Raw genomic sequence first — 26048 nt, forward strand, 5'->3', positions numbered from 1 at the left:
CCGTACCTCCATGAAATGGAGGTGGCCGGCACCCTCAGCCTGTGACTGCACCCGACCACCATGGTCAGGCGGACAGTGACCAGGGGCTCGCCCTTGTCGGCGCGACGAGGGGAGGTCCACCGGAACTCGTGATCGGAGATGCCGTGGCCGGTCGATCGAACGATTTGCAGTCTCCCGCTGCCGACCAGTCATACCGCCCGGCAGCGGAACCGGTGTGATCAGTCCCTCCGGTCGGTCGCGCGGCGCCTTGTCGCCTTCTTGCGGCCGAGGACGATGCCGCCGGCGATCAGGGCGCTGCCGAGGGCGAGGATGATCGGGGTGCGGTCGGGCGTGCCGGTTTGGGCCAGGGGTTCGTTGTCGGTGTCCAGGTCGGCGCCGGTGTCCATCGGGATGTCGTCGGTGGAACCGGTGGCCGGGGCGGCCGCCGTCGAGCCGGTCGCGGAGGGGGAAGCGGTGGCCGACGCGACGGGGGGTGAGGTCGGCGCCGTGGACGGCGTCGACGTCTGGGGGGACGGGGGCGAGGAGGGCGCGGCGGCTCCTGGGGAGATGGGGGTGATGGTGATGTCGTCGTAGTAGTTCACCACCACCGGCAGGCCGCTTGCCCTGTAGCCCTTCCACGCCTGCCAGTTGGGGCGGTACAGGCCGATCTTGTGATACGGGGCGGTGTCCTGGTGGTAGCTGTTCGGGCCGCGGTGCGAACCCACCTGGGCTCCGTCGAGGCGAGCCGTGATGGAGCCGGTGGTGGTGGCGGTGGACCAGGTGATGTCGAAGGACCACTGGTTCCAGCGCCCGAGGCGGGCCGGGCCGAGGTCGTGCTTGGCCTCGGCCACCTCCCCGGAGCCGGTCTTCCAGTGGACGACCATCATCCATCGGTCGGCCTTGACGGAAAGGACGACCGCGGGTTGGGTTCCCGTCCCGCCGTGCCACTGCGAGACGATCGTCTGGTTCTCGTAGCGGACCCAGTCGGTGGGGAAGTAGTTGGCGAAGGTGTAGCGGTAACTGCCGTACGGCAGACGGTTGGTGGCGATCTCGGTGCGGTAGGAGCCGCCGTCGTCCGGCATGGCGAAGCGCACGGCCTTTCCACCTCGTCCGCCGGGCGCCGTCGCGACACTCACGGTGCCGGTGCCGTCAATGCCCTTGCGGGGGAACGCGGAGGTGGTGCCGGACTCGAAGCCGTCCTTGAAGGGGACGGGCGTGAGGGCGCGGTCGGCGGCAGCCTCGGTCGCCCCGAATCCGACTATCACGGCGGCCGTCGATATCGCGCCGATCCGACGTACACGGCGGCTGTGAGTCTGGAGCATGAACTGTCCTTGGAAGAGGGGGAGTCTGTGGTGCCGGGGAGCGGGCGGGCGGCCGGAGAGTGGAGGCAGGGCAGTGCGCCGGCCGCCACGGAATGCCACGTGGAACCGCGTAATCGCTCATAAGCGAACACGTTCGCACGTGATGACACATCAGACCCCGACGGCCGGTGTGCGTCAAGAGCCGATGAGGGGGCGAGATCCCCTCGTGATGTTCCAGTGGCCGGAAGCGCCCTTGGCCCACCTCGGTGTTCGCGCTAACATCCCGCTTTCCGGATGGCCTTGAACAGCGCGATCAGCTCCGCCGGGCGGACGCCGGACCGGTCCCGCCCGGACCGCCTCGGCCGGTGAGCGCCGGCCCCGCACCGGGAGACACGGTGAGACCAACCCTTCGAACGACGGCCCGCGCGGCTGCGCTCCTACCCGCAACCGCCCTGCTGGCCCTGGGACTTCGCCCGGCCACCGCCGCCACGACCGCCCCACCGTCGGCCGGCAACGCGCACGTGCAACAGACCCCGAACGAACGAGCCGCCCTCCTCACCGGCGCCCGGGCGACCGCGGCCAGGACGGCTCAGGAGCTGGGCCTGGGCGCCCAGGAGGCCCTGGTCCCGAGGTCCGTCCTCAAGGACGCGGACGGAACCCTGCACACTCGCTACGACCGCACCTTCGACAGGCTCCCCGTTCTCGGCGGCGACCTGATCGTCCACACCGCGCCCGGAGGCGCCCTCAAGGGCGTCAGCAGGGCCACACCCGCGACCGTGTCCCTACCCTCCACCACGGCAGCCGTGACGGCGGACGCGGCGTCCTCCTCCGCCCTCGGCCGGGCCGCGAGACTCGGCACGAGTGCAGCCCTGGTCCGGTCCGTACGCAAGGTCGTCTGGGCTGCATCCGGCAGCCCCGCCCTCGCGTGGGAGACGGTCGTGGGAGGTCGGCAACACGACGGGACGCCCTCGGAACTGCACGTGGTCACCGACGCGACCACGGGCGCCCAGGTATTCGACCACCAGGCTGTCGACGCGGGCATCGGCCACGGCCAGTACGGCGGCCGCGTCACCCTCGGAACCTCGTCAAGCGCCGACCAGTACCTCCTGCAGGACGCCCTCCGGGGCGGCAACCGGACCACCGACCTCGGACACTCCTCCGACGACGAGGCGCCGGGCACGCTCGTCACCGACTCCGACGACATCTGGGGCGACGGAAGCCCCGAGCACCCGCAGTCCGCCGCGGTGGACGCCCACTACGGCGCCCAGCTGACCTGGGACTACCTCAAGGACGTCCACAGGCGTGACGGCATCAGGAACGACGGGGTCGCCGCCCACAGCCGGGTCCACTACGGCAACGCCTACTCCAACGCCTTCTGGTGGGACGCCTGCTTCTGCATGACCTACGGCGACGGCGCCTACAACACCAACCCGCTGACCTCCATCGACGTGACCGCGCACGAGATGACCCACGGCCTGACCTCCGCCACCGCCGGCCTGCGCTACAGCGGGGAGTCCGGCGGCCTCAACGAGGCGACCTCCGACATCCTCGCCGCCGCCGTGGAGTTCTGGGCGGACAACCCCTCCGATCCGGGCGACTACCTCGAAGGCGAAAAGATCAACATCAATGGCGACGGCACTCCGCTGCGCCACATGGACCGGCCCTCCAAGGACGGCGAATCCGCCGACCACTGGTACCCGGGCATCGGCCGGATCGACGTCCACTACTCCTCGGGCCCCGCGAACCACTGGTTCTACCTGGCTTCCGAGGGCAGCGGCGCGAAGCGAGTGGGCGGGGTCGACTACGACTCACCGACCCACGACGGCAAGCCGGTCAACCCGATCGGCCGGGAGGCCGCCGCGAAGATCTGGTACCGGGCGCTCACGACGTACATGACCTCGACCACCGACTACGCGGGAGCCCGTACGGCCACCCTCGCGGCCGCGGCCGACCTCTACGGCAAGGACGGCGTGGTCTACAACAACGTCGGCAACGCCTGGGCCGCCGTCAACGTCGGCCCCCGCCCCGATCAGGCCGTCACCTTGATCAGCCCCGGCGACCAGGTCTCCACCACGACCCGGGCGGTGGACCTCCAGGTCCGCGCGGTGACCGGCCGGCCGGGTGCCACGCTGACCTACGAGGCCACGGCCCTGCCCGCCGGCCTGACGCTCGACGGCGCGACCGGCCGCATCACCGGCACCCCCACTACCAACGGCACCACGGCCGTCACCCTCACCGCACGGGACTCCACCGGAGCGACCGACGCCGTCTCCCTCTCGTGGCTGGTCTACACCCCCGGCACCTGCGCCACGACCCAGCTCCTCGGCAATCCGGGCTTCGAGTCGGGCCCGAAGGCCTGGGACACCAACAGCAAGCCGTCGCTGATCACCGACGACAACCGCTGGCTCCCGGCGCGCACGGGCCCGTGGAAGGCGCTTCTCGGCGGCCACGGGAGTTCGGTCACCGACACGCTGCGGCAGACCGTGTTCGTGCCCTACGGATGCCGCGCCACGGCCACCTTCTGGTTGCGCGTGGTCACCAGGGAGGAGACGTCCACCGTGCCCTACGACCAGCTGACGGTGCGCGTGGACGGAGCGGATCCGGTGACCTTCTCCAACTTGGACGCGAGCCCGGGATACGTCCTCCGGAGCTTCGATGTTCCGGATGCCGAGGGCCGGTTCGTGACCCTGTCGTTCACGGCCAGAGAGGACCTGGCCGCCCCGACCTACTTCCTACTCGACGACACCGGCCTCCAGATCCACCCCTGATACGGACGGCCGCCCCGCCGGTCCGTCAGCCCACCGGTATCCCGCGCGGGCAGGCGGCTGCGACCGGCTCGGGCAGCGGCCGGTGACGGTCAACCACGTGCGTGACGCCCATGCGGCGGGCGTACGTGACCGTCTCCGGCCGCGAGGCCGGTGCCGATCCCGGTCAGGCCGGTGAGCACGCGCCCGTTGGGTTCACCATCGTCCCGACACCGTCGGCTGCCGCGGCCATGAGCAGTTTTCCACCCTCCGCCGGGGCGCCCACGGGTAGGCTGGGCCGCAGCGTTGCGTTGCCGCCGGGGAAGCTCAGGGACTGGAGCGACACCCACCTTCCCGAGATCAGAGCGTGCAGGAGGCGTAGGCGTCAGCCGTGCGTCGTCGTCCCCGGCACGGGGACTTCCTCGCGCTTCCTCTGCCGCCTGCGGCGGCGCAGTTCCAGCAGTACGGCAGCCGGGAGTGCCAGGGCTGCCGTGAGGAGCCACGGAATGCGCAGGTAGCCGCCGGACCCCGTGCCGTGGACGGCGTCCGCGCTCGCCGTCACCGTGATCCGGCCCCAGCCCGCGAGGGGAGCGCCCGCCCAGGTCTCGGTCAGCCGTACTTGCTGGCTGGGGAGGAGTTCGGCAGGTACGCCGGCCAGTCGCCGTTCGCCCGGGCCGCCCAGGACCAGCCCCTCGGTACGCAGGGAGACGAGCGGTGAGAGCGTGACATTGCCCGTGTTGCGGACGGTGTACGAGACGGTCGATGCACCGCGGCCCGGCCACGGCAGCCACGGGCTCCGTGCCGTGAACCGTACGTCCTCCACCGCGAGGGCGGGCTGCTCCGGGCCCTCCACGCGCAGGTAGACGCGGGCTCCGACGGCGCGCTGGATGCCCACGTGGGAGCCGTCCGCGGGCCGCACCCGGGTGTCCACCGCGACGAGGGCCCCCACGTGGTCGCCGGGCGGGGCGTCGGCGGGGACGTTCAGGGTGAGGCCGACGGTCACCGAGGAGCGGGCGGGCACGGTGACGGTGTCCCACTCGGGCCGGCCCCACGCGCCGATGTCGCGCTGGGCCTCCTCGATGCCGCGTACGGCGAGTCCGCCGTCGCGTTCGGTGTTGTGGGCGTCGGCGACGTAGAGGCGGAACGTCAGCTCCCCGTCGGTGGTGTTGGTCACGACGGCGCGGTCCACGAGGGTCGCTCCAGGCCGCGCAGGCAGTTCGAAGGCGGCCCGCGGGGTGAGCGGGGAGTCGGCGGGCCTGACGGACCATTCGCCGTTGTCCGCCGCGCGGGCCGGTGCGGGGGAGAGGGCGGTCAGGAGGAGCAGGAGGAGGACTGCGAACGCGGTGCGCATGGGCCGTCGGCTTTCGGGCGGCACGTACCGGACGCCCGGACATCCGGGCGTCCGGCACGCGGTCGCGGTCAGAGAAGGGTCAGGGTGAGCGTGCCGGTGTAGCTGCCGACGGGCGTGTACCGGGGGATGTCGAGGGAGACGGCGGCGTCGGCCGTGAACTCCCCGCCCGTGAGTTCGCCGCCGGCGGGGGCGGAGGCCAGCGTGGCACCGTTCTTGCCGACGGTCCCCGGGGATCCCGCCGTGCAGGTGCTGGGGCTGTTGGGCTGCGTGACGCAGGCGGGGGTCCAGGTGAGCCCGTCGGCGTCGATCTTTCCGCGCGGTCCGGTGAAGTCGGTGACCTTGCCGGTGAGCGACCAGCCGGCCGTGCCGCCGCGGAAGTCCCTGACGGTGACAGCGCCCAGCTGTCCGGCCGCGGCACCACCGGTACCGAAGTCGACGGAGGTCAGCTGGACCGGATCCGCCGTGGTGGCCATGGTCAGGACGCCGGCGCCGACCGAGGCCGTGAGTCGCCGCTCCGCCGTTCCGGGCGCCGAAGGGTCGGTCGGGTCGGTCGGATCCCCCGGTTCGGCGGCGGAGGTCACCTTCCATGCCTGGCCGGGCGAGTCGTCACAGGTGGACTGGACGAGTCCGGCACCGGGCGCGGTGGATCCGTCCTGGACGGCCAGGCACTTGCTGCTGTGCTGGGCGACGATGCGCACGAACCCGTTGGCGAGGGTTTCGAAGCGCCAGCGCTGGTTGTCCCCCCAGCCGCAGTCGTACTGCTTGACCGCGCCGCCGTCGGCGGTCGAGCGGTCCGCGACATCGAGGCACTTGCCGCTGTGCTGCGCGAGGATCCTGACGTAGCCGTTGCTGTTGTCGGTGAATCGCCACTGGCTGTTGAGGGCCGGGGCGCAGGTCTCCTGGGTCACAGGCACCTGGTTGTCGGAGGAACTGCCGGGCACGGTGGCGCAGGAGCCGCTCCGCCTGTTGGTCATGGTGTGCAGCGGGTCGCCCCCGGCGCCGGCTATGCGGCCCGTCGCGGTGTCGACGGAGACCTGGGTGTACCAGGGCAGGATCATGGTCGTGGGGTCCGGGAACTCCAGGGGAAGCCAGACGTACCTGGAGTCGTTGACGTGCCTCGGGTCCGACCAGACACCCGCCCAGCGGTCTCCCATGTAGAGGTACGAGGTGGTCTCGCTGCCTTCGACGGGCAGGACGAAGGCCGTCTGCGAGTGGTGGCCGTTGTGGTTGCCGACGTCCTTCATCGGTGACCACGGCCCCGCCAATTCGGTGGCGGTGGCGTATTTCTGCTGGTTGGGATCCCAGTAGCTGGTCCCCGACGTGAGCATGAAGTAGACGCCGCCGCGCTTGAACAGGGCGGGCGACTCCCGGTGCTGGCCGGGCCATGGATTCGCCACCAGGTCCTTGACCTGGGTGTAGTCCTCGGTGAGTTCGTAGATGTGCAGGTCGGCGTTGTGGTTGGCCGCGGAGATCATGTACGCCTTGCCCGCTGCCTTGTCCTCGTACACGGTGATGTCACGGGACATGTGCTCCTTCCCGGCGGTGTCCTTGGGCCGGAAGGAGCCTTTCCAGGTGTAGGGGCCGTCCACGGTGGAGGAGACCGCCACGGCGGCGCGTGCCTCGGCGTAGGAGCCGTCCGCCTCCTTGTGCATCCACATGACGAACTGTTTGGTCTTCTCGTTGTAGAGGACCTTGGGTCGCTCGATCACGGCGGAGCGGATCTCGGGATCGGTTTCCTGGGTCAGGACGTGGCCGCGGGGCTCCCAGTTCTTGAGGTCCTTGGAACGGTAGGCGGAGACGTAGCGGAACATGTTGTCGTCGCCGCGGTCCTCCCCGAACCAGTAGTAGTAGTCGTCGACTGTGATAACGCCCCCGCCGTGTGCCTGCACCCGCTGCCCCGTGGTGTCGGGGAACTGGGTGCCGGTCTCGGTGGTGACGGGCGCCGCCAGCGCCGTCGGCGCTCCCCCGAGGACGGGGAGGAGCAGGCTCAGGCCGACGAGGACGGCTCGCATTCTTCGCATGCGGATCCTTGAAGTCATCGCGCAGGCAGGCTCCGGTGCATGCGGGTCCCGCCCCGCATGCGCACAGGAGTCAACATTTTTGCGCGTGAACCAACAATTTAGAGCAGAGGTTGGTGCACGGCCGGGGCGACTGTCAACGGCTAGTAAACAATTGGGACTTGTGGCCTTCCGGTCATAGGGAGGTCGCGAGCGGGACGGAGACCTGCTTCAGCCATGTCCCGGCTGCGAAGTCGCGGGCCCTGATGACCACGCGGTCGCGGTACACCTCCACCTGGAGCCCCTGGTTGAAGGTGCCCGGCACGGGGCTCTCGCCCCCTTGGCCGTTGTCGGTGAATCCGGTCTGCACGGCCCCGGTGTTGACCACCGAGAAGCCGTCCAGGTTCGCCGTGCCGGGCACGACCCGGCGCACGTACCAGTCGGACAGCGCCAGGTTCCAGTGCGTGTGCCCGCTGAAAAGGAACACGTCGCGGTGACGCCCCAGCAGGCCGAGCAGGGCGTCGGCCTGGAGGTAGTCGTTCAGGTAGAGCTTGTTCCGTGAGCCGGAGACCGTATCGGGCAGGGGGTGGTGGGTGATCACCATGACGGGCCTGCGGCGCCTCGCCCAGTGGCGCAGGCGCTCGTCGAGCCAGCGCAACTGCCCCTCGCTCAGCCACACTTCGTCCCACAGCCTGGCGTCGTGGTAGTGCATGTACCGCTCGGTGCCGAGGGAGAGCACGGGGATTCCGTCGAAGGCGGTCTCCGCGTAGACCGTGCCGCGCTCGGCGAACCGGTGGAAGCTGCGGAACAGGGAGTCCTCCGTGGCGCCGTTGGGCCAGGTGGACAGCGAAAGTGTCTCCGGATCCGCGTACTTGGGCACGTAGAACTCGTGGTTCCCGACGGCCCACGCGATCTCGCGCGGCCGCGGACCGCGGTCCAGGACCTCCCGCACCGCCGCGTACTCGAAGTCATAGCCGCGCGGGGTGATGTCGCCGGCGACAGCGAGCCCCGCGCCGTGCGGCGCGGTGGTCCGGATGTCGCGCAGGGCGACGGCGAAGTCCCCCAGGTCGCCCTGGATGTCGCTGATGACGTTGAACGTGCTCACGGGCCGGGCGGGAGCGGACCCGAGCGGCCGAGCCCGGGCCGGTGACTGGGCCGCGGCGCCGAGGGCGACGGCTCCGGCCGCCGCGGTGAGCAGGGTCCTGCGGTGCATGGTGGGGTCCTTCCGTGGGAGACGGGTCGTTCGGGTGAGCGGCCCGTGGGGGCCCGTCATGTTTACGCAATCAATGCGGCCGGCGGATGAATGCCGGGCAACGCCTCCGCCCGCCGCGGCCTCACGAGGGTGCGGCGATCCTCCAGGACTGGTTGCGGCCCGTGTTGGGGCGGTAGACGCCGACTTCGGCACCGTCCGCGGTGGAGGCGCCCGTGACATCGAGGAGCACGCCGGTCCCGGCGTTGACCAGGGTGTGGTGCCCGTCCCCGGAGGTCGACAGCATCCACTGCCGTGCCGCCGGCTGCCCCGGCGGGAGCAGGGTGAGCCGGCCGTCGGCGACTGCGAGCACTTTGCCGCTGCCCGCGTTCGTCACCCGGTAGGACGCGGTGCTGCTCCAATCCCCGGGCGTCGAACGGGTGAGCGTCCATTGCTGGGCGGGAGCGGTCGCGTGCGCCGGGTGCTGGACGAGCGCGTCCCCGTGCGCCGACGCGACAGCGGTGAGGGCCAGGCCGCTGTGGTCGTTGACGAGGAGCCGGGGACCGGCGGCGGGTCCGGCCTTCCCGGCGTCGACACCGGAGGCACCCGGGATGACCAGGGTCGTGACCGATTGGGGGGTGAGGGTGACGCTCAGGCGCCGGCCGGACACCGGGATGTCGGCTCCGCGCTGCAGGTTGTGGGCCGGGTCCGTCGTGTAGCGCTGCACGGGCGCGGGGGAGAGGGACTGGAAGGCGGAGAGGTCCAGGTCGATCGTGCGGTACGCCCCGGTGGAGTTGGTGTGAATCACCACCGCCCCCTGGCCGCCCGGCCGTACCGCCGCGAGGGTGTCGGGGTCGTTGGTGGTGGTGACACGGGAGCCGGGGCGGACGAACCGGCTGTACTGCGCCATCGCCCAGTACTTCTTGTTCCGGCGCAGCGGCTCGTGCGCGGCGTCGGCCGGGGTGAAGTCGGTCTGGATCAGGCCCCAGTTGGAGTTCTCGTGGGCCGGGGTCATGTTCTCGTAGTCCTCCACGGCCTGCCACATCACCCATGCGCGCGGTTCGAGCAGGGTGAGGTCGTCGGTGATGCGGTCGGCGAGTTCGAGGGCCGGCCGCATGTCGGTGAAGCTCTGGGGGACGGAGCCGCCGAGGTCCACCTCCGACATCCACAGCGGGGTGCGTGCCCCCTTGGCGATGTCCCGGACGCCGGTCCGTCCGCCGGTCCCGTAGGTGTGTGTGTTGAGCCTTCCGAGGGCGGCGCGGGTCTCGTCGTCGTAGCTGTCCCAGTTGGCGCGGAAGAGGTCCGGGTCCGTCTCGTCCATCGCGGCGATCGGTGTCTCCAGGCCCTCGCGGTCCAGCTGCGTGCGGAGCGCCTTGATCATTGCGGCCTGGGAAGCCGGCTCCCAGTGCGAGCCCTCCTGCCCTCCGCCCGCCCGCCAGTAGCTCGTGGCCGGCTCGTTGAGGGGTGACACGGACCCGAAGGTGACCCCCGTGCTGTGCTGCACGCGCCGCACGGCGCCGGCGAGATAGGCGGCGAAGCGCTCGTACTGGTCGGGCCGGAGGTTGTCCTGCCGGGGGTCGGCCGCGCCCGAGACGAGTCCGCTGCGGGTCATGAAGTAGGGCGGGGAGTTCGAGAACGCCTCGAAGGTGTCGGCGCCGCGCGCCCTGGCGGCGAGCAGCCACCAGCGCTGATGGGCATCGGCGTACGGGTCCCAGTGGGCGGGGTTCCCCGGGTCCCACCAGTCCGGGGCCTCGGGGCCGGGCCGCTTCCAGTGGCCCGGTACGGCGGCGCCGGCCCGCATGTAGGGCGCGGTCTCCGGGCTGTCGCCGCCGCCGATGTTGTAGCGGGCGATGGTGAAGCCGAGCCCGTCGGAGCCGTACAGGGCGTCGGCTAGGCGGTCGCGCTGCGCCTCGGGCCAGCCGCCCGTGACGTTGGCGAACCAGGCGAGGGCGGTGCCCCATCCCTCGAAGGGGGCCTGCTGGTAGCCGGGGTCGAGGCGGATGGCGACCGCTGCCGCCGGCTGGGCGGGCGCCGCCGCGGCCGAGGCTGCCGAGGGTAAGGACGCTCCGCCGACGAGGAGTACGGCGAGGGTGGCGAGCGCGCCTCTGAGCGCGGTACGCCGGCGCCGGCGGGTGGCGGCGCCGGGCGGGCTGCTGGTCCGGGACACAGGGGTCTCCTGTCGTGGCGGGTGCCGGTGTAGGCCCTCCAGGTAATGTTTGCGTTAACATCCGGAGGTGGGGTGAGTGTGGGAGCGGCGGTGGGGGGTGTCAAGAGAACCGGCGGGTAATGCCCGCGGGATCCCGTGCGCGCGGCAGCGCTACCATCCGTACGGAACGCACCACGCAGTCGCCTCGGAACACGTCGGGAGGCCCGGTTCACATGCCGCGCGAAGCCGGAGCAAGAACACCGCGCTCCCGTCCGCTGCGCCAGTCGCCCTCGATGGCCGACGTCGCCGCGATGGCGGGGGTCTCCTCGCAGACGGTCTCCCGTGTGGCCAACAACCGCGAGAACGTGGACGCGTCCACCCGCGAGCGGGTCCTCGCCGCGATGAAGATGCTCGGCTACCGGCCCAATTCGGCCGCGCGGGCCCTCGTCACCGGACGCTTCGGCACCCTCGGCGTCATCAGCTTCGACATCAGCGCCTACGGCAACGCCCGGACCTTCGCCGCCATCTCGGACGCCGCCCGCGAGGCGGATCTGCTGGTGAACTTCATGGGTGCCCGGGCCCAGACCGGGGCCGCCGTGCGCCAGGCGTTCCAGCACCTCATGGTGCAGTCGGTGGACGGGATCATCCTCATCGAGTCGCAGATCCTGGACACCCCCGAGCTGCGCCTGCCCTCCGGAGTCCCCGTGATCTTCGCGGACGGCGACACCGGCCACCGGTACGCGAACGTCGACATCGACCAGGCCGAGGGCACCCGCGAGGCCGTGGCGCACCTGCTGGGTCTCGGCCACCGCACGGTCTGGCACCTCGCGGGCCCCCGCGACTCCTACGCGGCACGCCGCCGGGCCGAGGCATGGCACCGCACGCTCCGCGAAGCGGGCGCCGCCGCCCCGCCGCTGCTTTACGGGGACTGGTCCGCGGCCTCCGGCTACCGCGCGGGCCGGGAACTGGCCGGGCGGCCCGAGGTCACCGCGGTCTTCGCGGCCAACGACCAGATGGCGCTCGGCGTCATGCGGGCCCTGAGCGAGGCGGGCCGGCGCGTACCGCAGGACGTCAGCGTCACCGGATTCGACGACATCCCCGAGGCGGCCTACTTCCCCGCCCCCCTCACCACGGTGCGCCAGGACTTCGACGCGGTGGGCCGCCACTGCGTGACGCTGCTGCTGGAGGAGATCGGCGGCGGGACGGGCGGCCCGCGTCAGGCGTCGGTGGCGCCCGTCCTCGTGGTGCGGGAGAGCACCGCGCCGCCCCCGGCCGACTGAGACCGCCTCATACGGTCCGGGTCCTCGCCGCGCGGGCGGCCCGGCGCCCCTCGGCCACGGTGGCGAAGGTCTCGCGGTCGTCGAGGAAGCCTTCGAGGGCGAAGGTGGCGGCTCCGAGGGCGACCGCGTTGCCCCGTACGGTGCTCCGCTGGAAGGCGGCCGCCTGGAGCGTCGCCGGGAGCGCGTGCTCCGCGACGACCTCGCGGGTCTGCCGGAGCAGCGGCTCGCCGAGCCGGTCGGCCACCCAGCCGCCCAGTACCAGGGCCTGCGGGTTGAACAGGTTGAGGAGGTCGGCCGCGGCCTCGCCCAGGTGGGCCGCCGTCCGGGCCACCGTCTCCGCGGCCGTGGCGTCGCCCGTCGCGGCCGCCTCGGCGACCCGGGTGACGACGGTGTCCTCGTCGGCCTCCAGGAGCGGGCTCGCGGGATCCAGCTCGCGCAGGGTGGCGGCCACCCCGCGCGAGCTGACGTACGCCTCCACGCACCCGCGCCGCCCGCACCGGCACTCCCGGCCCCCGCGCACCAGGCAGGTGTGCCCCCACTCCCCGGCGCTGTTGCCGGCGCCCCGGTAGAGCGCCCCGTCGATCGCGATGCCCACGCCCACACCGGCCCGCAGGGTCAGCACGACCAGGTCGTCGACGTCCCGGCCCGCGCCGAACCACATCTCGGCGACGGTGCCGGCCTTGAGCGGGTTGTCCAGGTACAGCGGCATCGCCAGGCGTGCGGCGAGCAGTGAGCGCAGCGGTACGTCGCGCCACGACCAGTAGGGCGAGAAGACGGACACCCCGCCCTCGCGCTCGACGAGACCGGGCACGCTGACGCCCGCCCCGAGGACGCGCGGCGGCGCTCCCTCAGCTCCCAGCAGGCCCGCCACTCCGGCCACGATGGTGTCGACCACGTGCTCGGGCCGAACCCCGGACGCCGGCAGCGGCAGCCGTACGCTGCTCAGCTCGGTCAGCGCCAGGTCGAACAGCACGACCTGCACGGAGGTCTCCGCCACGTCGATCCCGACCAGCGCCCCGCGCCCGGGATCGACCGCGAGGCGGGCCCTCGGGCGTCCGCCGCGGGAGTCCTCGCGGCCGGCCTCCCGCAGCACCCCGGCCTCCAGCAGCTCAGCCACCAGGTTGGCGGCGGTCGCGAAGGACAGCCCGGTCGCCGCGGCGATCTCCTGCCGGCTGACCGGGCCGGGGGCGGCGAAGACGCGGCGCAGGGCGTCGAACCGGTTGCGCCTGCGGATGTCCTGGGCGGTGCGTCGCGCCACGGCGTACGTCCCCTTCCCCTGCTCGTGCGGGCCGTCATGTGCTGGCCGAGCTTATTCCACGCGTTGGAGGATGGGTATTTACAGGGGTTAGAAGAACTCCTAGAGTTTCGCTCGCCAAGAGAGGAGCGACACCATGCACCTGACCGCACTGCCGTGCGCCCCCGGTCCGGGCCGCCTCAGCGAAGGGCCCGTCTGGGACACCGGACGCGGCGACCTGCTGTGGGTGGACATCACCGCGGGACTCGTCCACCGGGGCGAACTGGTGGACCGCGACGACGACAGTGGTCTGCCGGACCTGCGCCTGACGGCCACCGTCGAGCTCGGCCGGCCCGTCGGCGCGGTCGCGCCCTGCGCCTCCGGCGGGCTGCTCGCCGCCGCCGGGACCGCCTTCCTGCGGATCGACGACACCGGAGCGGTCACGGAGTACGCGGACCCCGCCCTGCCCGACGACGGGATCCCGCGGCGGATGAACGACGCCAAGTGCGACCCGCGCGGCCGACTGCTGGCCGGGACCATGGCCTACGACGCCACCCGGGACGCGGGCGCCCTGTACCGCCTCGACCCCGACGGCACGGTGACGACACTGCTGAGCCCCGTCACCCTCTCCAACGGCCTCGGGTGGAGCCCGGACGGGCGGCTGCTGTACCACGCGGACAGCCCGACCCGCCGCGTCGACGTCTTCGACCACGACCCCGCGACCGGCGCCCTCTCCCGCCGCCGCGCCTTCGCCGACACCGGGCCCGCGGGCGTGCCGGACGGCCTGGCCGTCGACACCGGGGGCCGCGTCTGGGTCGCCGTGTGGGGAGCCGGGCAGGTCCGGGCCTACACCCCCGACGGCACGCTCGACGCCGTCGTGACGGTTCCCGCCTCCCAGGTGTCCAGCTGCGCCTTCGCCGGACCGGAGCTCGACCTCCTGGTCATCACCACCGCGGCCGACGGGCTCACGGCCCGGCAGCTCGCGGCCGAACCGGACGCCGGCCGGCTCTTCGTCTGCCGTCCGGGGGCCCGGGGCCTGCCGGTGCCGCCGTTCGCGGACGGCCCGGCGCCGGTCTCCCCGTACTCCACCAGCCCCCATCGAGCCCGAGGTTCCGCATGACGACCGACCTGGCACGCGCCCTCGCCGTCGCACCCGTGATAGCCATCCTGCGCTCCCGATCGCCCCGGCACTTCGCCGCCACCGCCGACACCCTCCACGCCTCGGGTGTCCGGGCCATGGAGTTCACGCTCACCACCCCGGGAGTCCTGCACGCGCTGCGCGAGTACGCCGAGACCAAACCGGCCGGGACCGCCCTCGGCGCGGGCACCGTCATGACCCCCTCCGACGCGATGCGCGCCGTGGAGGCGGGAGCCACCTACCTCATCACCCCGGCCACCTGCCTGGACGTCATCCGGGAGGCCCGCCGGCTCGGCGTCCCGGTGATCCCCGGAGCCTTCACACCGAGCGAGATCGTGGCGACGTGGCAGGCGGGAGCGACCATGGTCAAGCTCTTCCCGGCCGCCACCGGCGGCCCCGACTACCTGCGGGCCGTCCGCGCGCCCCTGCCGCACGTCCCCCTCGTCCCCACCGGAGGCATCGGCCTCGACCGGGCCCCTGGCTGGTTCGCCGCCGGCGCGACCGCGCTCGGCATGGGCGGTCCGCTGATCGGGGACGCCTGCGAGGGCGGCGACCTGGACGCCCTCCGGGAACGCTGCGCCACCCTGCTGGAGGGCATCCGCCGATGAGCGCGCTCGTCACCCTCGGGGAGACCATGGCCGTACTGGCCGCCGACCGGCCCGGACGGCTCGACTCCGGGACCTTCCTCCGCATGGGCTTCGCCGGCGCGGAGGCCACCGTCGCCATCGGCGTCAGCCGCCTCGGCCACACGGCGTCCTGGACCGGACGGGTCGGGGCCGACAGCGCGGGGACGATGATCCTCGCCGGACTGCGCGGCGAGTCCGTCGACGTCAGCCGCGCTCGCGTCGACGACACCGCCCCGACCGGGCTCATGCTGCGCGAACGCCGCACGCCGGACCACACCCACGTCACCTACTACCGCCGCGGACTGGCCGGCTCACGCCTCGTACCGGAGGACGTCGACGCCGAACTCGTCACCGCGGCCCGCGTCCTCCACATCACCGGGATCACCCCGGCCCTCGGCACCGGGCCGCGAGCCGCCGTCCGGCACGCCGTGGACCTCGCGCGCGCCGCGGGCGTCACCGTCAGCCTGGACCTCAACCACCGGGCCCGGCTCTGGAGCCGGCACGAGGCCGCCGTCGAACTGACCGACCTCGTCGCCCACGCGGACATCGTCTTCGCCGGCGCCGACGAGGCGACCCTCATCGTCCCCGAGGACGAACCCGACGCCATGGCCCGCGCCCTGCTCACCCGCGGGCCGCGTGAGGCCGTCCTGAAACTCGGGGCCCGCGGAGCCGTCGCCGTCACGCACGACACCGAGGCCGTCCAGGACATCGTGCCCGTCACCCCGGTGAACCCGATCGGCGCCGGCGACGCCTTCGTCGCCGGATACCTCGCCGGACACCTCGACGGGGCGCCGCTCCCCGGGCGGCTGCTGCTCGCCGCGACCTGCGGGGCCTTCGCCGTGGCAGCGCCCGGCGACTGGGAGGGCCTGCCCCGGCGCGCCGAACTCGACCTCCTCCGGGGCGAGGACGTCCTGCGCTGAACGGGGCGCCCTCCCCGCCGCCCCGTCCCGGACCCCCACGACACCACACGAAAGACCAGCCATGAACCGATTGACAGGGCGCACGGCCGTCGTCACCGGCGCCTCCTCCGGCATCGGCGCGGCGAGCGCCGTACGCCTGGCCGCCGAAGGCGCCGCCGTCGTCCTCGCCGACATCGACCAGCAGGGCGGCACCGCCCTCGCCCGCAGGATCCGAAAGGACGGCGGCCGCGCCGAGTTCGTGCCCTGCGACGTCTCCTCCGAACAGGACTGGTGGAGCCTCAAGGTCCGGGCCCATCTGCTCTTCGGACCGGTCTCCCTCGTGCACAGCAACGCCTTCACCCACACGCACGCCCCCGCCCACGAACTGCCCGGCGCGGACTGGGACCGCGACCTCGCCGTCAACCTCAAGGCGCCCTACCTGGCGGTCCGCACCTTCCTCGACGACCTGCGCGAGACCCGCGGCTCCTTCGTCGCCACCTCCAGCGTGCACGCGCTGCGCGGACTGCCCGGCTATCCGGCCTACGCCGCCGCAAAAGGCGGCCTGTGCGCGCTGGTCCGCCAGCTCGCCGTCGAGTACGGACCGGACGTGCGCTTCAACTCCGTGCTGCCCGGCCCCATCCTCACCGAGAACTGGCAGGACGTGGACGAGGAGGGCCGTCTGCTCTCCGCCCGCGCCACCGCCCTCGGCAGGCTGGGCCGCCCCGAGGAGGTGGCGGCCGCCGTCGCCTTCCTGGCATCCGACGACGCCTCGTACATCACCGGCACGAACCTGACCGTGGACGGCGGCTGGACCGTGAAGAAGGAGTCCAAGTGAAGATCACCTCCCTGCGGACCTATCTGGTCGCCCCCCGCTGGTGCTTCCTGCGCGTCGACACCGACGAGGGGATCACGGGCTGGGGCGAACCGGTCGTCGAGGGTCGCGCGCACACCGTCGCCGCCGCCGTCGAGGAACTGTCCGACTACCTCGTCGGTCAGGATCCGCTGCGCATCGAGGACCACTGGCAGGTCCTCACCAAGGGCGGCTTCTACCGCGGCGGCCCTGTCCTGTCGAGCGCGGTCGCGGGCATCGACCAGGCCCTGTGGGACATCGCCGGAAAGGCACTGGGCGTGCCGGTGTGGCAGCTGCTCGGCGGCAACGTCCGGGACCGGGCGCGCGTGTACAGCTGGATCGGCGGCGACCGCCCCTCCGACGTCGCCGAGCAGGCCGCCGCGCGCAAGGCGGAGGGCTTCACCGCCGTCAAGATGAACGCCTCGCCGCAACTGGAGCTGATCGACACCCCCCGGGCCGTCCGTGACATCGTCGAACGGGTGGAGAGCGTCCGCGCCGAGGTCGGTGACACCTTCGACATCGCCGTGGACTTCCACGGCCGTCTCACCCTCCCCATGGCACGCCGGGTGCTGCCCCTGCTGGAGCCGTACCTTCCGTACTTCGTCGAGGAACCCGTCGTTCCCGAGATGAGCGCGCACATCGGCGAGGTGGTGCGCTCCACCGGCATCCCGATCGCCACCGGCGAACGGCTCTACTCCCGCTGGGACTTCAAGCCGGTGCTCCAGCAGGGCATCGCCGTGGCTCAGCCCGACCTCTCGCACGCCGGCGGGATCTCCGAGGTACGGCGGATCGCGGCGATGGCGGAGGCCCACGACGTCTCCCTGGCACCGCACTGCCCGCTCGGCCCGATCGCGCTGGCCGCCTGCCTCCAGGTCGGCTTCGCCACGCCCAACCTGCTGATCCAGGAGCAGAGTCTGGGGATCCACTACAACGCCGGATCGGACCTGCTGGACTACCTCACCGACCGGTCCGTCTTCCGTTACGAGGACGGCCACGTCGGGCTGCTCACGGCCCCCGGGCTGGGCATCGAGGTGGACGAGAAGGCCGTGGAACGCGCGGCCGAGGCGGGCCACCGCTGGCGCAACCCGGTGTGGCGGCGGACCGACGGCTCCCTCGCCGAATGGTGAGCGACAGCGGCAGGGGTACGCGCCGTCAGGACGTCAGCGACTGGAGCACCTTGCGTGTGGCCGGCCCGTAGACCCCGGGCAGGTCACCGCGCACGCCGTACCGCGTCTGGAGGCGGGCCACCGCCTCCTCCAGATGGCGGTCGAACCGGTCGCGCTTGGGGAGGTTCCACGCCCCGAGCTGGGCGAGACGCCGCTGCAACTCCGCGACCTCGGGTCCGGTGTCGTGCCGGCGGAGCGTCGGCGCGGCGGGCGTGGCCGAGGGGGTGCCGGGGGAGGGGGCCGCCCCGGGACGTTCCTGCGCCTGAGTGCTCGGCGGACCGGAGGGGACCGCCGGGACTCCCGGCGAAGCCGGTGGAGAGACCGGTGGAGAGACCGACGGTACGGGGGACCGCCGTTGGCCCGCCGGACCGGTACGGGCCGAGGACGCGGTCGGCTGCGCCTCGGCGGGGCCCCTGGTGCCGGGCGGGCTCGGCACCAGGGGCTTGGCGGCCGGTTCCTCCCCGTCGGAGACGTCGAGCCGGCTCGCCGGGGGCGGGGAGGCCGCGTTCCGGGTGTCCTGGTCACGGTTGAGCGCGTACGCGCCCGCGAGGGTGGCGGAGCCGATCAGGGTGGCCAGGGCGGCGGTGAGCCGGAGCGGGCGGTGCCGTCTGCGGGGCTTGCGCGCCCGGTGGCCGCCCACCGCGGACAGCACAACGGTGGCGGGGAACGCGTGGCCCTCGGGCGCCGGGCCGGTGGGCCCGGGCGGGGACGCGTACCAGTCCGCCGACGGTGCGGGGGTGCCGGGTCCGGGGCGGGCCGCCGGTGCGGGCAGGACGACGTACGGGCGGATCCATTCCTGGTCGAACTGCGCGGAGGCGCAGGCACAGCGCGCGGGATTGCCGCATCGTGCGCAGAAAGGGGTGCTCACCGAACTCCAGTCGAGTGTTCCGGGAAATGGGGAAATGGCCCTCGGTGCTGCGGGACCCGCAACTCCGGAATGGTCCGGGACGGCCGACGGCAGGCTGATGCCCTGAGGGAATGAGAAAAGCAGGGGATGAACGGTGAACCTACTGTGCAACAAGCCTGAGAGCCAGCCCAGTTGGGTCCTGTTTGATAACGATCGGCTAACCGGGGGGTGGTGGGGCGCGCGAGGAGCCCGTCCGCCGTGCGGATCACGGCTTACCGGTGGGTCGGTGCCGCTCGGCGGGGAGGGGCCGTCGTGTTGACTTCCTTGCGTGCGTGTCTGATTCTGTTCGTCGCGCGGGTGCCTCGTCGGGGGCCGCCTCGGCATGCCGTCGGACTTTCCCTTACCGGAAGGAGCGGGCGGAATTCCCCTCGGGAAAACTGTCGGCGGGGGTGTCATGTCCTGAACAATGGGGCGACTTCCACTCCGTACTCAGGATGTCCCACGTGTCGACGAATCAATTCCCCGCTGAGAGTCGCATGACCGACCAGCACCTGTGCGCCGCCCTCCGCGCCGAGGCCCCCGCCGCATCCGCGGCCCAAGCCGAACTGCTGCGGCGCCACGGGCCGAGGGTCATCGCCTTCGCCCGGACGACCGGGGGCGATCCCGCGTTCGGCCCCCAGGCCGCGGACCGCGCGACGGAGCGGTTCCTCCGTATGCGGGCCACCGGAGCCGACGACGCGGAACGGCCGCCTCGCCTGTCAATGCTGCTGTTGCTGCCTTCCTCCGAGGCCGATTCCGTGGCCGGTGCGTCCTCCGACCCGGCCCTCCAGCCTGTGATCCGCCAGGGATTCACCTCCCTGCCCTTCCGTACGCAGGCCCTCCTCTGGCACTCCGTCGTCGAGCGGGAGCCCGACGACCGCGTCGCGGCGATCACCGGGGACCGGCCCGAGGCCGTACCGGACCTGACCCGGCGGGCGCTCTCCGCCTGCCGCGACGCTTTCCTGCGGGAACACCTGCGGGCGCCGTCCGCACCGCACTGCCCCCGCTACGCGCGCATGCTCGACGCGGCGGCCGCGCGGGCCGACGTACGCGACAACCGCGATCTGGCGCGGCACATCGAGGGCTGTCCCGGCTGCGCGGCCGCCCTGCGCGGCCTGGTCGCCCTCGGCGAGGCCCCCGGACCGCTGCTGGCCGGGGCGCTGCTCGGTGAGCCGGGGCGGCGATACGCCGAGGCGAGGGCACGCACCGGGGCGGGCGCCGAGGACACCCTCTCGCTCCCGGTCGTGCCCGCGCTCGCCCAGCCGCAGCCGCCAGGCGCCGACCGCCGACGGACCGCCTTCGTCCGCCGGCCGGCGGGGCGCCTGGTCCTCGGCGCGGCGGCGGCCCTGGCCGCGGGGGCCACGGTCGCGTTCGCCCTCGGGCCGGACGGGGACCCCAGGCCGCCGCGTGCGGTCCAGGCCGACGCGCCGGCCCTGCGGGTGGACGGCGGGGAGGGCGCGGGGTCGCCCGTACCCCGCAAGAGCGGGGCGCGGCCGTCCGCATCGGCCTCGGCCCAGCCGTCGCGGAGTGCTTCGCCGACCGCCACGGCGCCCTCGCCCAGCCAGGACCCCACCACCAGCCCCACGGCGGAGGCCGTGGCGTCCCCTGAGGCCGTACGCCCCTTCCGGGCGGCCACGTTCGTCCCGGCCGTCAACTCCGCCTCCGGCTTGTGCCTGGACGTCCGCGGTGGCGCTCTTGTCAGCGGGACCGATGTGGTCACTGCCCGCTGCCGCCCCGGTGACGCGGTCCAGCAATGGCGCCTCGACGGCAAGGGGCTGCTCCGCAACGCCGCGGACCCGCGCTTCTGCCTGGATTCACGGGGGACGTCCAGCAAGGGCGTGGGCATCTGGACTTGCTCGGCCTACGGCAAGAACGGCGGCGACAATCTCGTGTTCTCCATGGACGCGACAGGGCGCATCAAGCCGCGCACGGCTCCGGGGTACGCCGTGACGGCGTCCGGCGGCGCATCGGGGGCCGCGGTCACCTTCGGCCGTACCGGTCCGGCGGCCGAGCAGCAGTGGACCGAGCCCGCCGGAACAACAACCATCACCCGGTAGTCAACAGATTCAAACATGACCGGCCCGGGGCGGAGTGGCAGCTTCCAGCGCCCCGGGTCGGCGGTGCGGGTGAGTTCCGGAAGGGTCAAACGTAGACGTGGCAGGGGTCCTGGGAGATTGAGGCCCCGCAAGGTCACAGGGTCGCATCAATCCGAAACCCCGGCTTCACACTGTTGACTTGTGGCGGAAATGGCGCTTTTCTCTGTTGCATCAAGTTTGAACGCGGCTGACTGTGGCGGATTTCGCCGGTGAAGAGGGCGCCTCGACGGGGCTGGTCGACCGAGGTCCGACGCCCCTCCCTCGACAGCAGTCCTCCGGCCCGCGGCCCGGGCGGCGCCCACGAGGACGGCCGGCCCCGCACCCCGCACTCCGCATCGCACGGTGCCCCATCGGTCGCCGCTCGCGACCCGTCCAAGCAAAGGGATCGACATGCTCACTCACCACCAGCACCGCCGTCCGGTGGCCGTCGGGGCTCTGGCCCTCGCCACGATGCTCGTCCTCAGCTCCTGCTCCAGCGGCCAGGAGACGACGGGCGGGACTGCGGACGTGGGGAAGGTCGACGGGAAGATCTCCCTGACCTACCTGCAGAAGCAGGGCGACCAGGAGTACTTCATCGGCGAGGCCGCCGGCGCGAAGGCGAAGGCGGCCGAACTCGGTGTCGACCTCAAGGTGGTGAACCTGGGCAACGACGCGAACAAGACCGTCAGCGAGGCGCAGGCGGCCATCTCGCAGAAGAGCAACGGACTGATCGTGGTCGTCCCGGACCCGGCCGTCGGCCCGCAGGTCGTGCAGCTGGCCAAGAGCGGCAAGGTGGCTCTCCTGACCTCCGACGACCAGATCTGCAGCACCGGCCCCGACCCCGCCGCCTGCGGCGCCGACGACCTGGTGCCCCGCATCGGGTTCAGCGGCCGGCAGATGGGCGGCGAGGTGGGCAAGCGCGCCGCCGAGGAGTTCAAGAAGGCCGGCTGGAACCCGGCCGAGACGCGGACCATCTCGGCCTGGAAGCAGGACGTCACCGTCTGCACCGACCGCGTCGACGCCGCGAAGAAGGCGTTCACCGAGGGCGCGGGCGCCCCCGTACAGAACATCGACGTGCCGACCGACAACTCCCCGACGGGCGCGCAGGACAAGATCGCGGCGACGATCACCGCCAACGCCTCCGTGAAGCACTGGGTGGTCTGGGGCTGCAACGACGAGAACGTCCAGGGCGGTGTCACCGCACTGGAGAACGCCGGCTTCAGCGCCGACAACGTGATCGGCGTGGGCCTCGGCGCCTACCTCGCCTGCAAGAACTGGAGCTCCGGCAAGCCCTCCGGCATGAAGGCCGCGCTCTTCATCAACGGCAAGGACGTCGGCGCCCTGGCGGTCCAGACCATGGTCGACAAGCTCAAGGACGGCAAGGACTTCCCGAAGGAGGCATTCGCGCCGACCAAGATGGTCGACGCCTCCAACTGGAAGGACGCGGGCGTCAGCTGCGGCTGAGCCCGAGCCACGGCACGGGTGGGTGCGGCAGCCTCCGCGGCGGCCGTACCCACCCGTGCCGATCACCGCCGGCCGGCGGCGCCGCCGACCCAAGCCCCACGTCACCCCCAGCTTGCGAGGCCCCCATGACCACAGCAGGTACAGAGCCACCCTCCTCCTCCAAGGAGCCCGACGCGGAGATCTCCGTAGCGAACATCACCAAGCGCTTCGGCGCGGTACAGGCCCTCAGCGGTGTCACCCTGAGCTTCCCGAGGGGCCGGGTCACCGCCCTTATGGGGGAGAACGGCGCGGGCAAGTCCACCCTCCTGAAGATCCTCACCGGTGACCACCAGCCCACAGAGGGGAGCATCCTCTGGGACGGGCGCCCGCGGACCCTGGCCTCACCGCACGACGCCCACAAGGCCGGGATCCGGATCATCCCGCAGGAGCCCGAGATCATCCCGCACGTCTCCGTCGCGGAGAACGTCTACGCGGGGGCCCTGCCGCGCCGGGCGGGACGCATGCTCGACCGCACCGAGCTGCGCCGCCGCATCACCGCGGACCTGGTCCGGCTCGGCTTCGAGAAGGTCATCCACCCCGACCAGCTGGGATCCGAACTCACCCCGGCGCAGCGCCAGCTGGTGGAGATCCTGCGCGCGCTCACCGGCGAGGCCAAGGTCATCGCCTTCGACGAGCCCACCTCCTCCCTCTCCGAGAACGAGGTGGAGGCGCTGTTCGGACTCATCGAGCGGCTGCGCGACCAGGGCATCGCCGTCATCTACGTCTCCCACCGCATGAAGGAGATCTTCCGCCTGGCCGACCGCATCGCCGTGCTGCGCGACGGCGCGGTCGCCGGGGTGCTGGAAGCCGGCGACACCAACGAGGGCGAGGTCGTGCGCCTCATGGTGGGCCGCGACCTGTCTTCCCTCTTCGTACGGCAGGACGTCGCCCGCGAAGAGGTCGTCCTGCGGCTGGAAGGAGTCACCACGGACGACGTTGAGGAGATCGACCTCCAGGTCCGAGCCGGTGAAGTGGTGGCCCTCGCCGGGCTGATGGGCGCCGGACGGTCCGAGCTGGCCCTCGCTCTCGCCGGCGACCGGCCCATCCGCTCGGGGCGAGTGTCCGTGAACGGCACGCCCCTGCGGCTGCGCAGCCCCCGGGACGCGATCCGCGCGAGCATCGGGCTGGCCCCTGAGGAGCGCAAGGCGCAGGCACTGTTCCTGCACCGCTCCATCCGGGACAACACCTCCCTGGTCAGCCTCGACCGGCTGCGCCGCTGGCGCTTCGTCCGCAGCGGCCAGGAGAAGGCGGTGGCGCAGGACTTCTCCGACCGGCTCCGGGTGCGCACCCCTTCGATCGAGCACGAGGTGCGCAAACTGTCCGGCGGCAACCAGCAGAAGGTGGTGCTCGCCCGCTGGCTGCTGCGCAAGCCCAAGGTCCTGATCCTGGACGAGCCCACGCGCGGGATCGACATCGGCGCCAAGGCCGAGATCTACCGGATCATCGCCGACCTCGCCCGGGAGGGGGTCGCCCTGCTGGTGATCTCCTCCGAACTCCCCGAGGTGCTGGGGCTCGCCGACCGGATCGTCGTGATGCAGAACGGCCGCATCACCGGCGAACTCGGCCGTGCGGAAGCCACCGAGGAGGCTGTCCTCCACCTCGCCATGGCCGACGACCTCGCGCCCGTCGTATCCGACCGACCGCTCACCGACTCCGCCGATGGAGACGTTCGATGACCACCACCCAGACGCCGCCCCCCGCCGAGACCGCCCTCCCCGCTCCGGGGCGCAAGAGCGCGGGAGCCCTGCTCTCCTCGCTCGGCGGGCAGAACCTCAGCCTGATCGGCGCCCTCGTCCTCGTTCTCGCCCTGTTCGGGTTCCTGAACGACAACTACCTCAGCCTCGCCAACATCCAGGTCATCGGCGAGGCGGTGACCATCACCGGCCTGCTCGCCATCGTCCAGACGGTGGTGATCATCTGCGGTGGGCTCGACATCTCCGTCGGCTCCCAGGCGGGCCTCGCCTCCGTGGTGAGTGCCATGGTCTTCACCTCCGGCGGCTCCAACGCCTACCTGGGCATGGCCGCCGCGATCGGCATCGGGATCCTGGTCGGTGTGGTCAACGGCGTCGCCATCGTCTACGGACGGGTCAATCCCACGATCGCCACGCTCGCCGGACTGGCCGCCTACAAGGGGGTGGCCCAGCTGGTCTCCGACGGCCGCGCGCAGGGCTACGTACTCAACGATCCGCTCTTCGTGTTCCTCGGGCGGGGGAAGATCGCCGGGATACCGGTGATGATCTGGATCCTGGTGGTCGTGGCCCTGGCGGTGCACGTGATGCTGAAATACACCGACATCGGCCGGAACATCTACGCGATCGGGGGCAACGACACGGCGGCCCGGCTGGCCGGCATCAACATCAACAAGTACCTGGTCGCCGTGTACGCGCTGATCGGTGTGGTGGCGGCGATCGCCGGAATCCTGCTGACCGCGCGCACCGGTTCGGGCCAGCCCGTCTCCGGGAGCGAGGGCCTGGAGCTCAAGGCCATCACGGCGGCGGCGCTCGGCGGCTGCGCCCTCAAGGGCGGCAAGGGCGGTATCGGCGGCACGCTGCTGGCGGTGGCGCTGCTCGGGGCGCTGGAGAACGGCCTGACGGTGGAGGGCATCAACACCTTCTGGCAGAACGTCGCCCAGGGTGCCCTGCTCGTCGCGGCGGTCGTCATCCAGCAACGCCGCAGCGGGGAACGGGCCGTCGGGCTGCCGCACTGACAGGGGGATGAACACCTCATACGGGTGCCTTTCCTCCTCCCCACCCCCGCTTATTTGACTCGGTGTACAATTGATCCCCGTCTGGATTCGCTAGAGATCAATGGGTGGGACTGTGACGGAGTCGGCACCGCTGGCGGCCCAGCGGCGAGAGGTGATCCTCGAAACCGTGCGCCGCAAGGGGGCGGTCCGCGTGGCGGCTCTCGTGGAACAGCTCGGCGTCTCCGACATGACCATCCGCCGCGATCTCGACGTACTCGCCCGGGCCGGCTCGGTGGAGAAGGTGCACGGCGGGGCGGTCAGCACGTCCGGGACCACCTGCGACGAGCCCGGCTTCGAGACCAAGTTCGCCCTCAAGTCGGCGGCCAAGGCGGCGGTCGCGGAGGCGGCCGCCCAACTGGTGCAGCCGGGCAGCGTCGTGGCGATCTCCGGCGGGACGACGACGTACGCCGTCGCCCACCGGCTGCGCGAGATCGCCGGCCTGACCGTGGTGACCAACTCCCTGCCTGTCGCGGACCTGCTGCGGTCCTCCGGTACGGAGGGCGCCTCCGTGGGCCCGACGGTGCTGGTCACGGGCGGCGCGCCCACCAAGTCCGCCTCCCTGGTGGGCCCGTTGGCGGATCAGGCGATCCGCTCCCTCCAGGTGGACCTGCTCATCGTCGGCGCGCACGGAGTCTCGGAGCGCGCCGGGGTGACCACGCCGAACCTGGCGGAGGCGGAGACCAACCGCACCCTGATCTCCGCCGCCACGCGGCTGGCCGTCGTGGCCGATCACAGCAAGTGGGGCGTCGTGGGGCTGAGCCGGTTCGCCGGACTGTCCGAGATCGACTACTTCGTGTCCGACGACGGCCTGGCCGAGGACGCGCGCGGCGTCCTCGGCGAGCACGTCGGCCGGCTGATCCTGGCGGACACCCAGGGCGCCTGAGCCTCGCGGTCCCGGTCCCGGGGCCGCATGTCCTCACCTCTTCGCCGACCGCACC

The 26048-nt window shown here is 72.2% G+C and carries 19 protein-coding genes and 1 pseudogene; 12 read left to right on the forward strand and 8 right to left on the reverse strand.

Annotated features, from left to right (window positions below; all coding sequences use genetic code 11):
* Positions 1-218: 218 nt before the first annotated feature.
* Positions 219-1301, reverse strand: a complete 1083-nt coding sequence (locus ACPU2J_RS30385; RefSeq protein ID WP_423834458.1) for a polysaccharide lyase — start codon at positions 1299-1301, stop codon at positions 219-221.
* Positions 1302-1801: 500 nt separating this feature from the next.
* Between ACPU2J_RS30385 and ACPU2J_RS30390 the strand changes: the two genes are divergently transcribed.
* Positions 1802-4048 carry a M4 family metallopeptidase gene (locus ACPU2J_RS30390; protein WP_423834459.1) on the forward strand — a complete coding sequence of 749 codons (2247 nt, stop codon included), beginning with the start codon at positions 1802-1804 and terminating at the stop codon, positions 4046-4048.
* A gap of 361 nt (positions 4049-4409) precedes the next feature.
* Here ACPU2J_RS30390 and ACPU2J_RS30395 read toward each other — a convergent pair whose 3' ends face one another.
* From ACPU2J_RS30395 to ACPU2J_RS30415, 5 genes and pseudogenes are all read right to left on the reverse strand, one after another.
* Positions 4410-5375, reverse strand: coding sequence for a DUF916 domain-containing protein (locus tag ACPU2J_RS30395; protein WP_423834460.1), 966 nt, complete (start codon positions 5373-5375; stop codon positions 4410-4412).
* A 68-nt stretch (positions 5376-5443) separates the two neighbouring features.
* Positions 5444-6619: an RICIN domain-containing protein gene (locus tag ACPU2J_RS30400; RefSeq protein ID WP_423835028.1), complete on the reverse strand. Its 1176-nt coding sequence runs from the start codon at positions 6617-6619 to the stop codon at positions 5444-5446.
* A pseudogene (locus ACPU2J_RS30405) lies at positions 6620-7414 on the reverse strand (family 43 glycosylhydrolase); the annotation flags it as partial.
* A gap of 154 nt (positions 7415-7568) precedes the next feature.
* Positions 7569-8585, reverse strand: a complete 1017-nt coding sequence (locus tag ACPU2J_RS30410; RefSeq protein WP_423834461.1) for a metallophosphoesterase family protein — start codon at positions 8583-8585, stop codon at positions 7569-7571.
* Between the two features lie 121 nt (positions 8586-8706).
* Positions 8707-10728 carry a glycoside hydrolase gene (locus ACPU2J_RS30415; RefSeq protein WP_423834462.1) on the reverse strand — a complete coding sequence of 674 codons (2022 nt, stop codon included), beginning with the start codon at positions 10726-10728 and terminating at the stop codon, positions 8707-8709.
* Between the two features lie 212 nt (positions 10729-10940).
* Between ACPU2J_RS30415 and ACPU2J_RS30420 the strand changes: the two genes are divergently transcribed.
* A complete protein-coding gene (locus tag ACPU2J_RS30420) occupies positions 10941-11987 on the forward strand; it encodes a LacI family DNA-binding transcriptional regulator (RefSeq protein WP_423834463.1) in 1047 nt (348 codons plus the stop codon).
* Positions 11988-11994: 7 nt separating this feature from the next.
* On the opposite strand, the gene ACPU2J_RS30425 is transcribed toward ACPU2J_RS30420, so the two are convergent.
* On the reverse strand, positions 11995-13245 hold the full coding sequence (locus tag ACPU2J_RS30425; protein WP_423834464.1) for an ROK family protein: 1251 nt from the start codon (positions 13243-13245) through the stop codon (positions 11995-11997).
* A gap of 133 nt (positions 13246-13378) precedes the next feature.
* Between ACPU2J_RS30425 and ACPU2J_RS30430 the strand changes: the two genes are divergently transcribed.
* The 5 genes from ACPU2J_RS30430 to dgoD all read left to right on the forward strand — a co-directional run bounded on the left by ACPU2J_RS30430 (position 13379) and on the right by dgoD (position 17861).
* Positions 13379-14341: an SMP-30/gluconolactonase/LRE family protein gene (locus ACPU2J_RS30430; protein WP_423834465.1), complete on the forward strand. Its 963-nt coding sequence runs from the start codon at positions 13379-13381 to the stop codon at positions 14339-14341.
* Positions 14338-14967, forward strand: a complete 630-nt coding sequence (locus tag ACPU2J_RS30435; protein WP_423834466.1) for a bifunctional 4-hydroxy-2-oxoglutarate aldolase/2-dehydro-3-deoxy-phosphogluconate aldolase — start codon at positions 14338-14340, stop codon at positions 14965-14967. The genes ACPU2J_RS30430 and ACPU2J_RS30435 overlap by 4 nt, the downstream gene beginning before the upstream one ends.
* Entirely contained in the window at positions 14964-15905 is a 942-nt protein-coding gene (locus ACPU2J_RS30440; protein ID WP_423834467.1) for a sugar kinase, read from the forward strand. Before ACPU2J_RS30435 ends, ACPU2J_RS30440 begins: the two co-directional genes overlap by 4 nt.
* Before the next feature lie 61 nt (positions 15906-15966).
* Complete coding sequence (locus tag ACPU2J_RS30445) at positions 15967-16719, forward strand: SDR family NAD(P)-dependent oxidoreductase (RefSeq protein ID WP_423834468.1); 753 nt, start codon at positions 15967-15969, stop codon at positions 16717-16719.
* Complete coding sequence (gene dgoD, locus ACPU2J_RS30450; RefSeq protein ID WP_423834469.1) at positions 16716-17861, forward strand: galactonate dehydratase; 1146 nt, start codon at positions 16716-16718, stop codon at positions 17859-17861. The genes ACPU2J_RS30445 and dgoD overlap by 4 nt, the downstream gene beginning before the upstream one ends.
* 25 nt (positions 17862-17886) lie before the next feature.
* On the opposite strand, the gene ACPU2J_RS30455 is transcribed toward dgoD, so the two are convergent.
* Positions 17887-18768, reverse strand: a complete 882-nt coding sequence (locus ACPU2J_RS30455) for a peptidoglycan-binding protein (RefSeq protein ID WP_423834470.1) — start codon at positions 18766-18768, stop codon at positions 17887-17889.
* A gap of 515 nt (positions 18769-19283) precedes the next feature.
* Here ACPU2J_RS30455 and ACPU2J_RS30460 point away from each other — a divergent pair.
* From ACPU2J_RS30460 to ACPU2J_RS30480, 5 genes are all read left to right on the forward strand, one after another.
* Positions 19284-20843 (forward strand): ricin-type beta-trefoil lectin domain protein, encoded by a 1560-nt coding sequence (locus tag ACPU2J_RS30460; protein ID WP_423834471.1) that lies wholly within the window; start codon positions 19284-19286, stop codon positions 20841-20843.
* A gap of 429 nt (positions 20844-21272) precedes the next feature.
* Positions 21273-22325: a substrate-binding domain-containing protein gene (locus tag ACPU2J_RS30465; RefSeq protein ID WP_423834472.1), complete on the forward strand. Its 1053-nt coding sequence runs from the start codon at positions 21273-21275 to the stop codon at positions 22323-22325.
* Between the two features lie 125 nt (positions 22326-22450).
* Positions 22451-24040, forward strand: a complete 1590-nt coding sequence (locus tag ACPU2J_RS30470) for a sugar ABC transporter ATP-binding protein (protein WP_423834473.1) — start codon at positions 22451-22453, stop codon at positions 24038-24040.
* On the forward strand, positions 24037-25071 hold the full coding sequence (locus tag ACPU2J_RS30475; RefSeq protein ID WP_423834474.1) for an ABC transporter permease: 1035 nt from the start codon (positions 24037-24039) through the stop codon (positions 25069-25071). Before ACPU2J_RS30470 ends, ACPU2J_RS30475 begins: the two co-directional genes overlap by 4 nt.
* A 112-nt stretch (positions 25072-25183) precedes the next feature.
* Positions 25184-25993, forward strand: coding sequence for a DeoR/GlpR family DNA-binding transcription regulator (locus ACPU2J_RS30480; protein WP_423834475.1), 810 nt, complete (start codon positions 25184-25186; stop codon positions 25991-25993).
* The last annotated feature ends 55 nt before the right edge of the window (positions 25994-26048 follow it).

The sequence above is a fragment of the Streptomyces manipurensis genome (assembly GCF_049570255.1).
GTDB lineage: Bacteria > Actinomycetota > Actinomycetes > Streptomycetales > Streptomycetaceae > Streptomyces > Streptomyces manipurensis.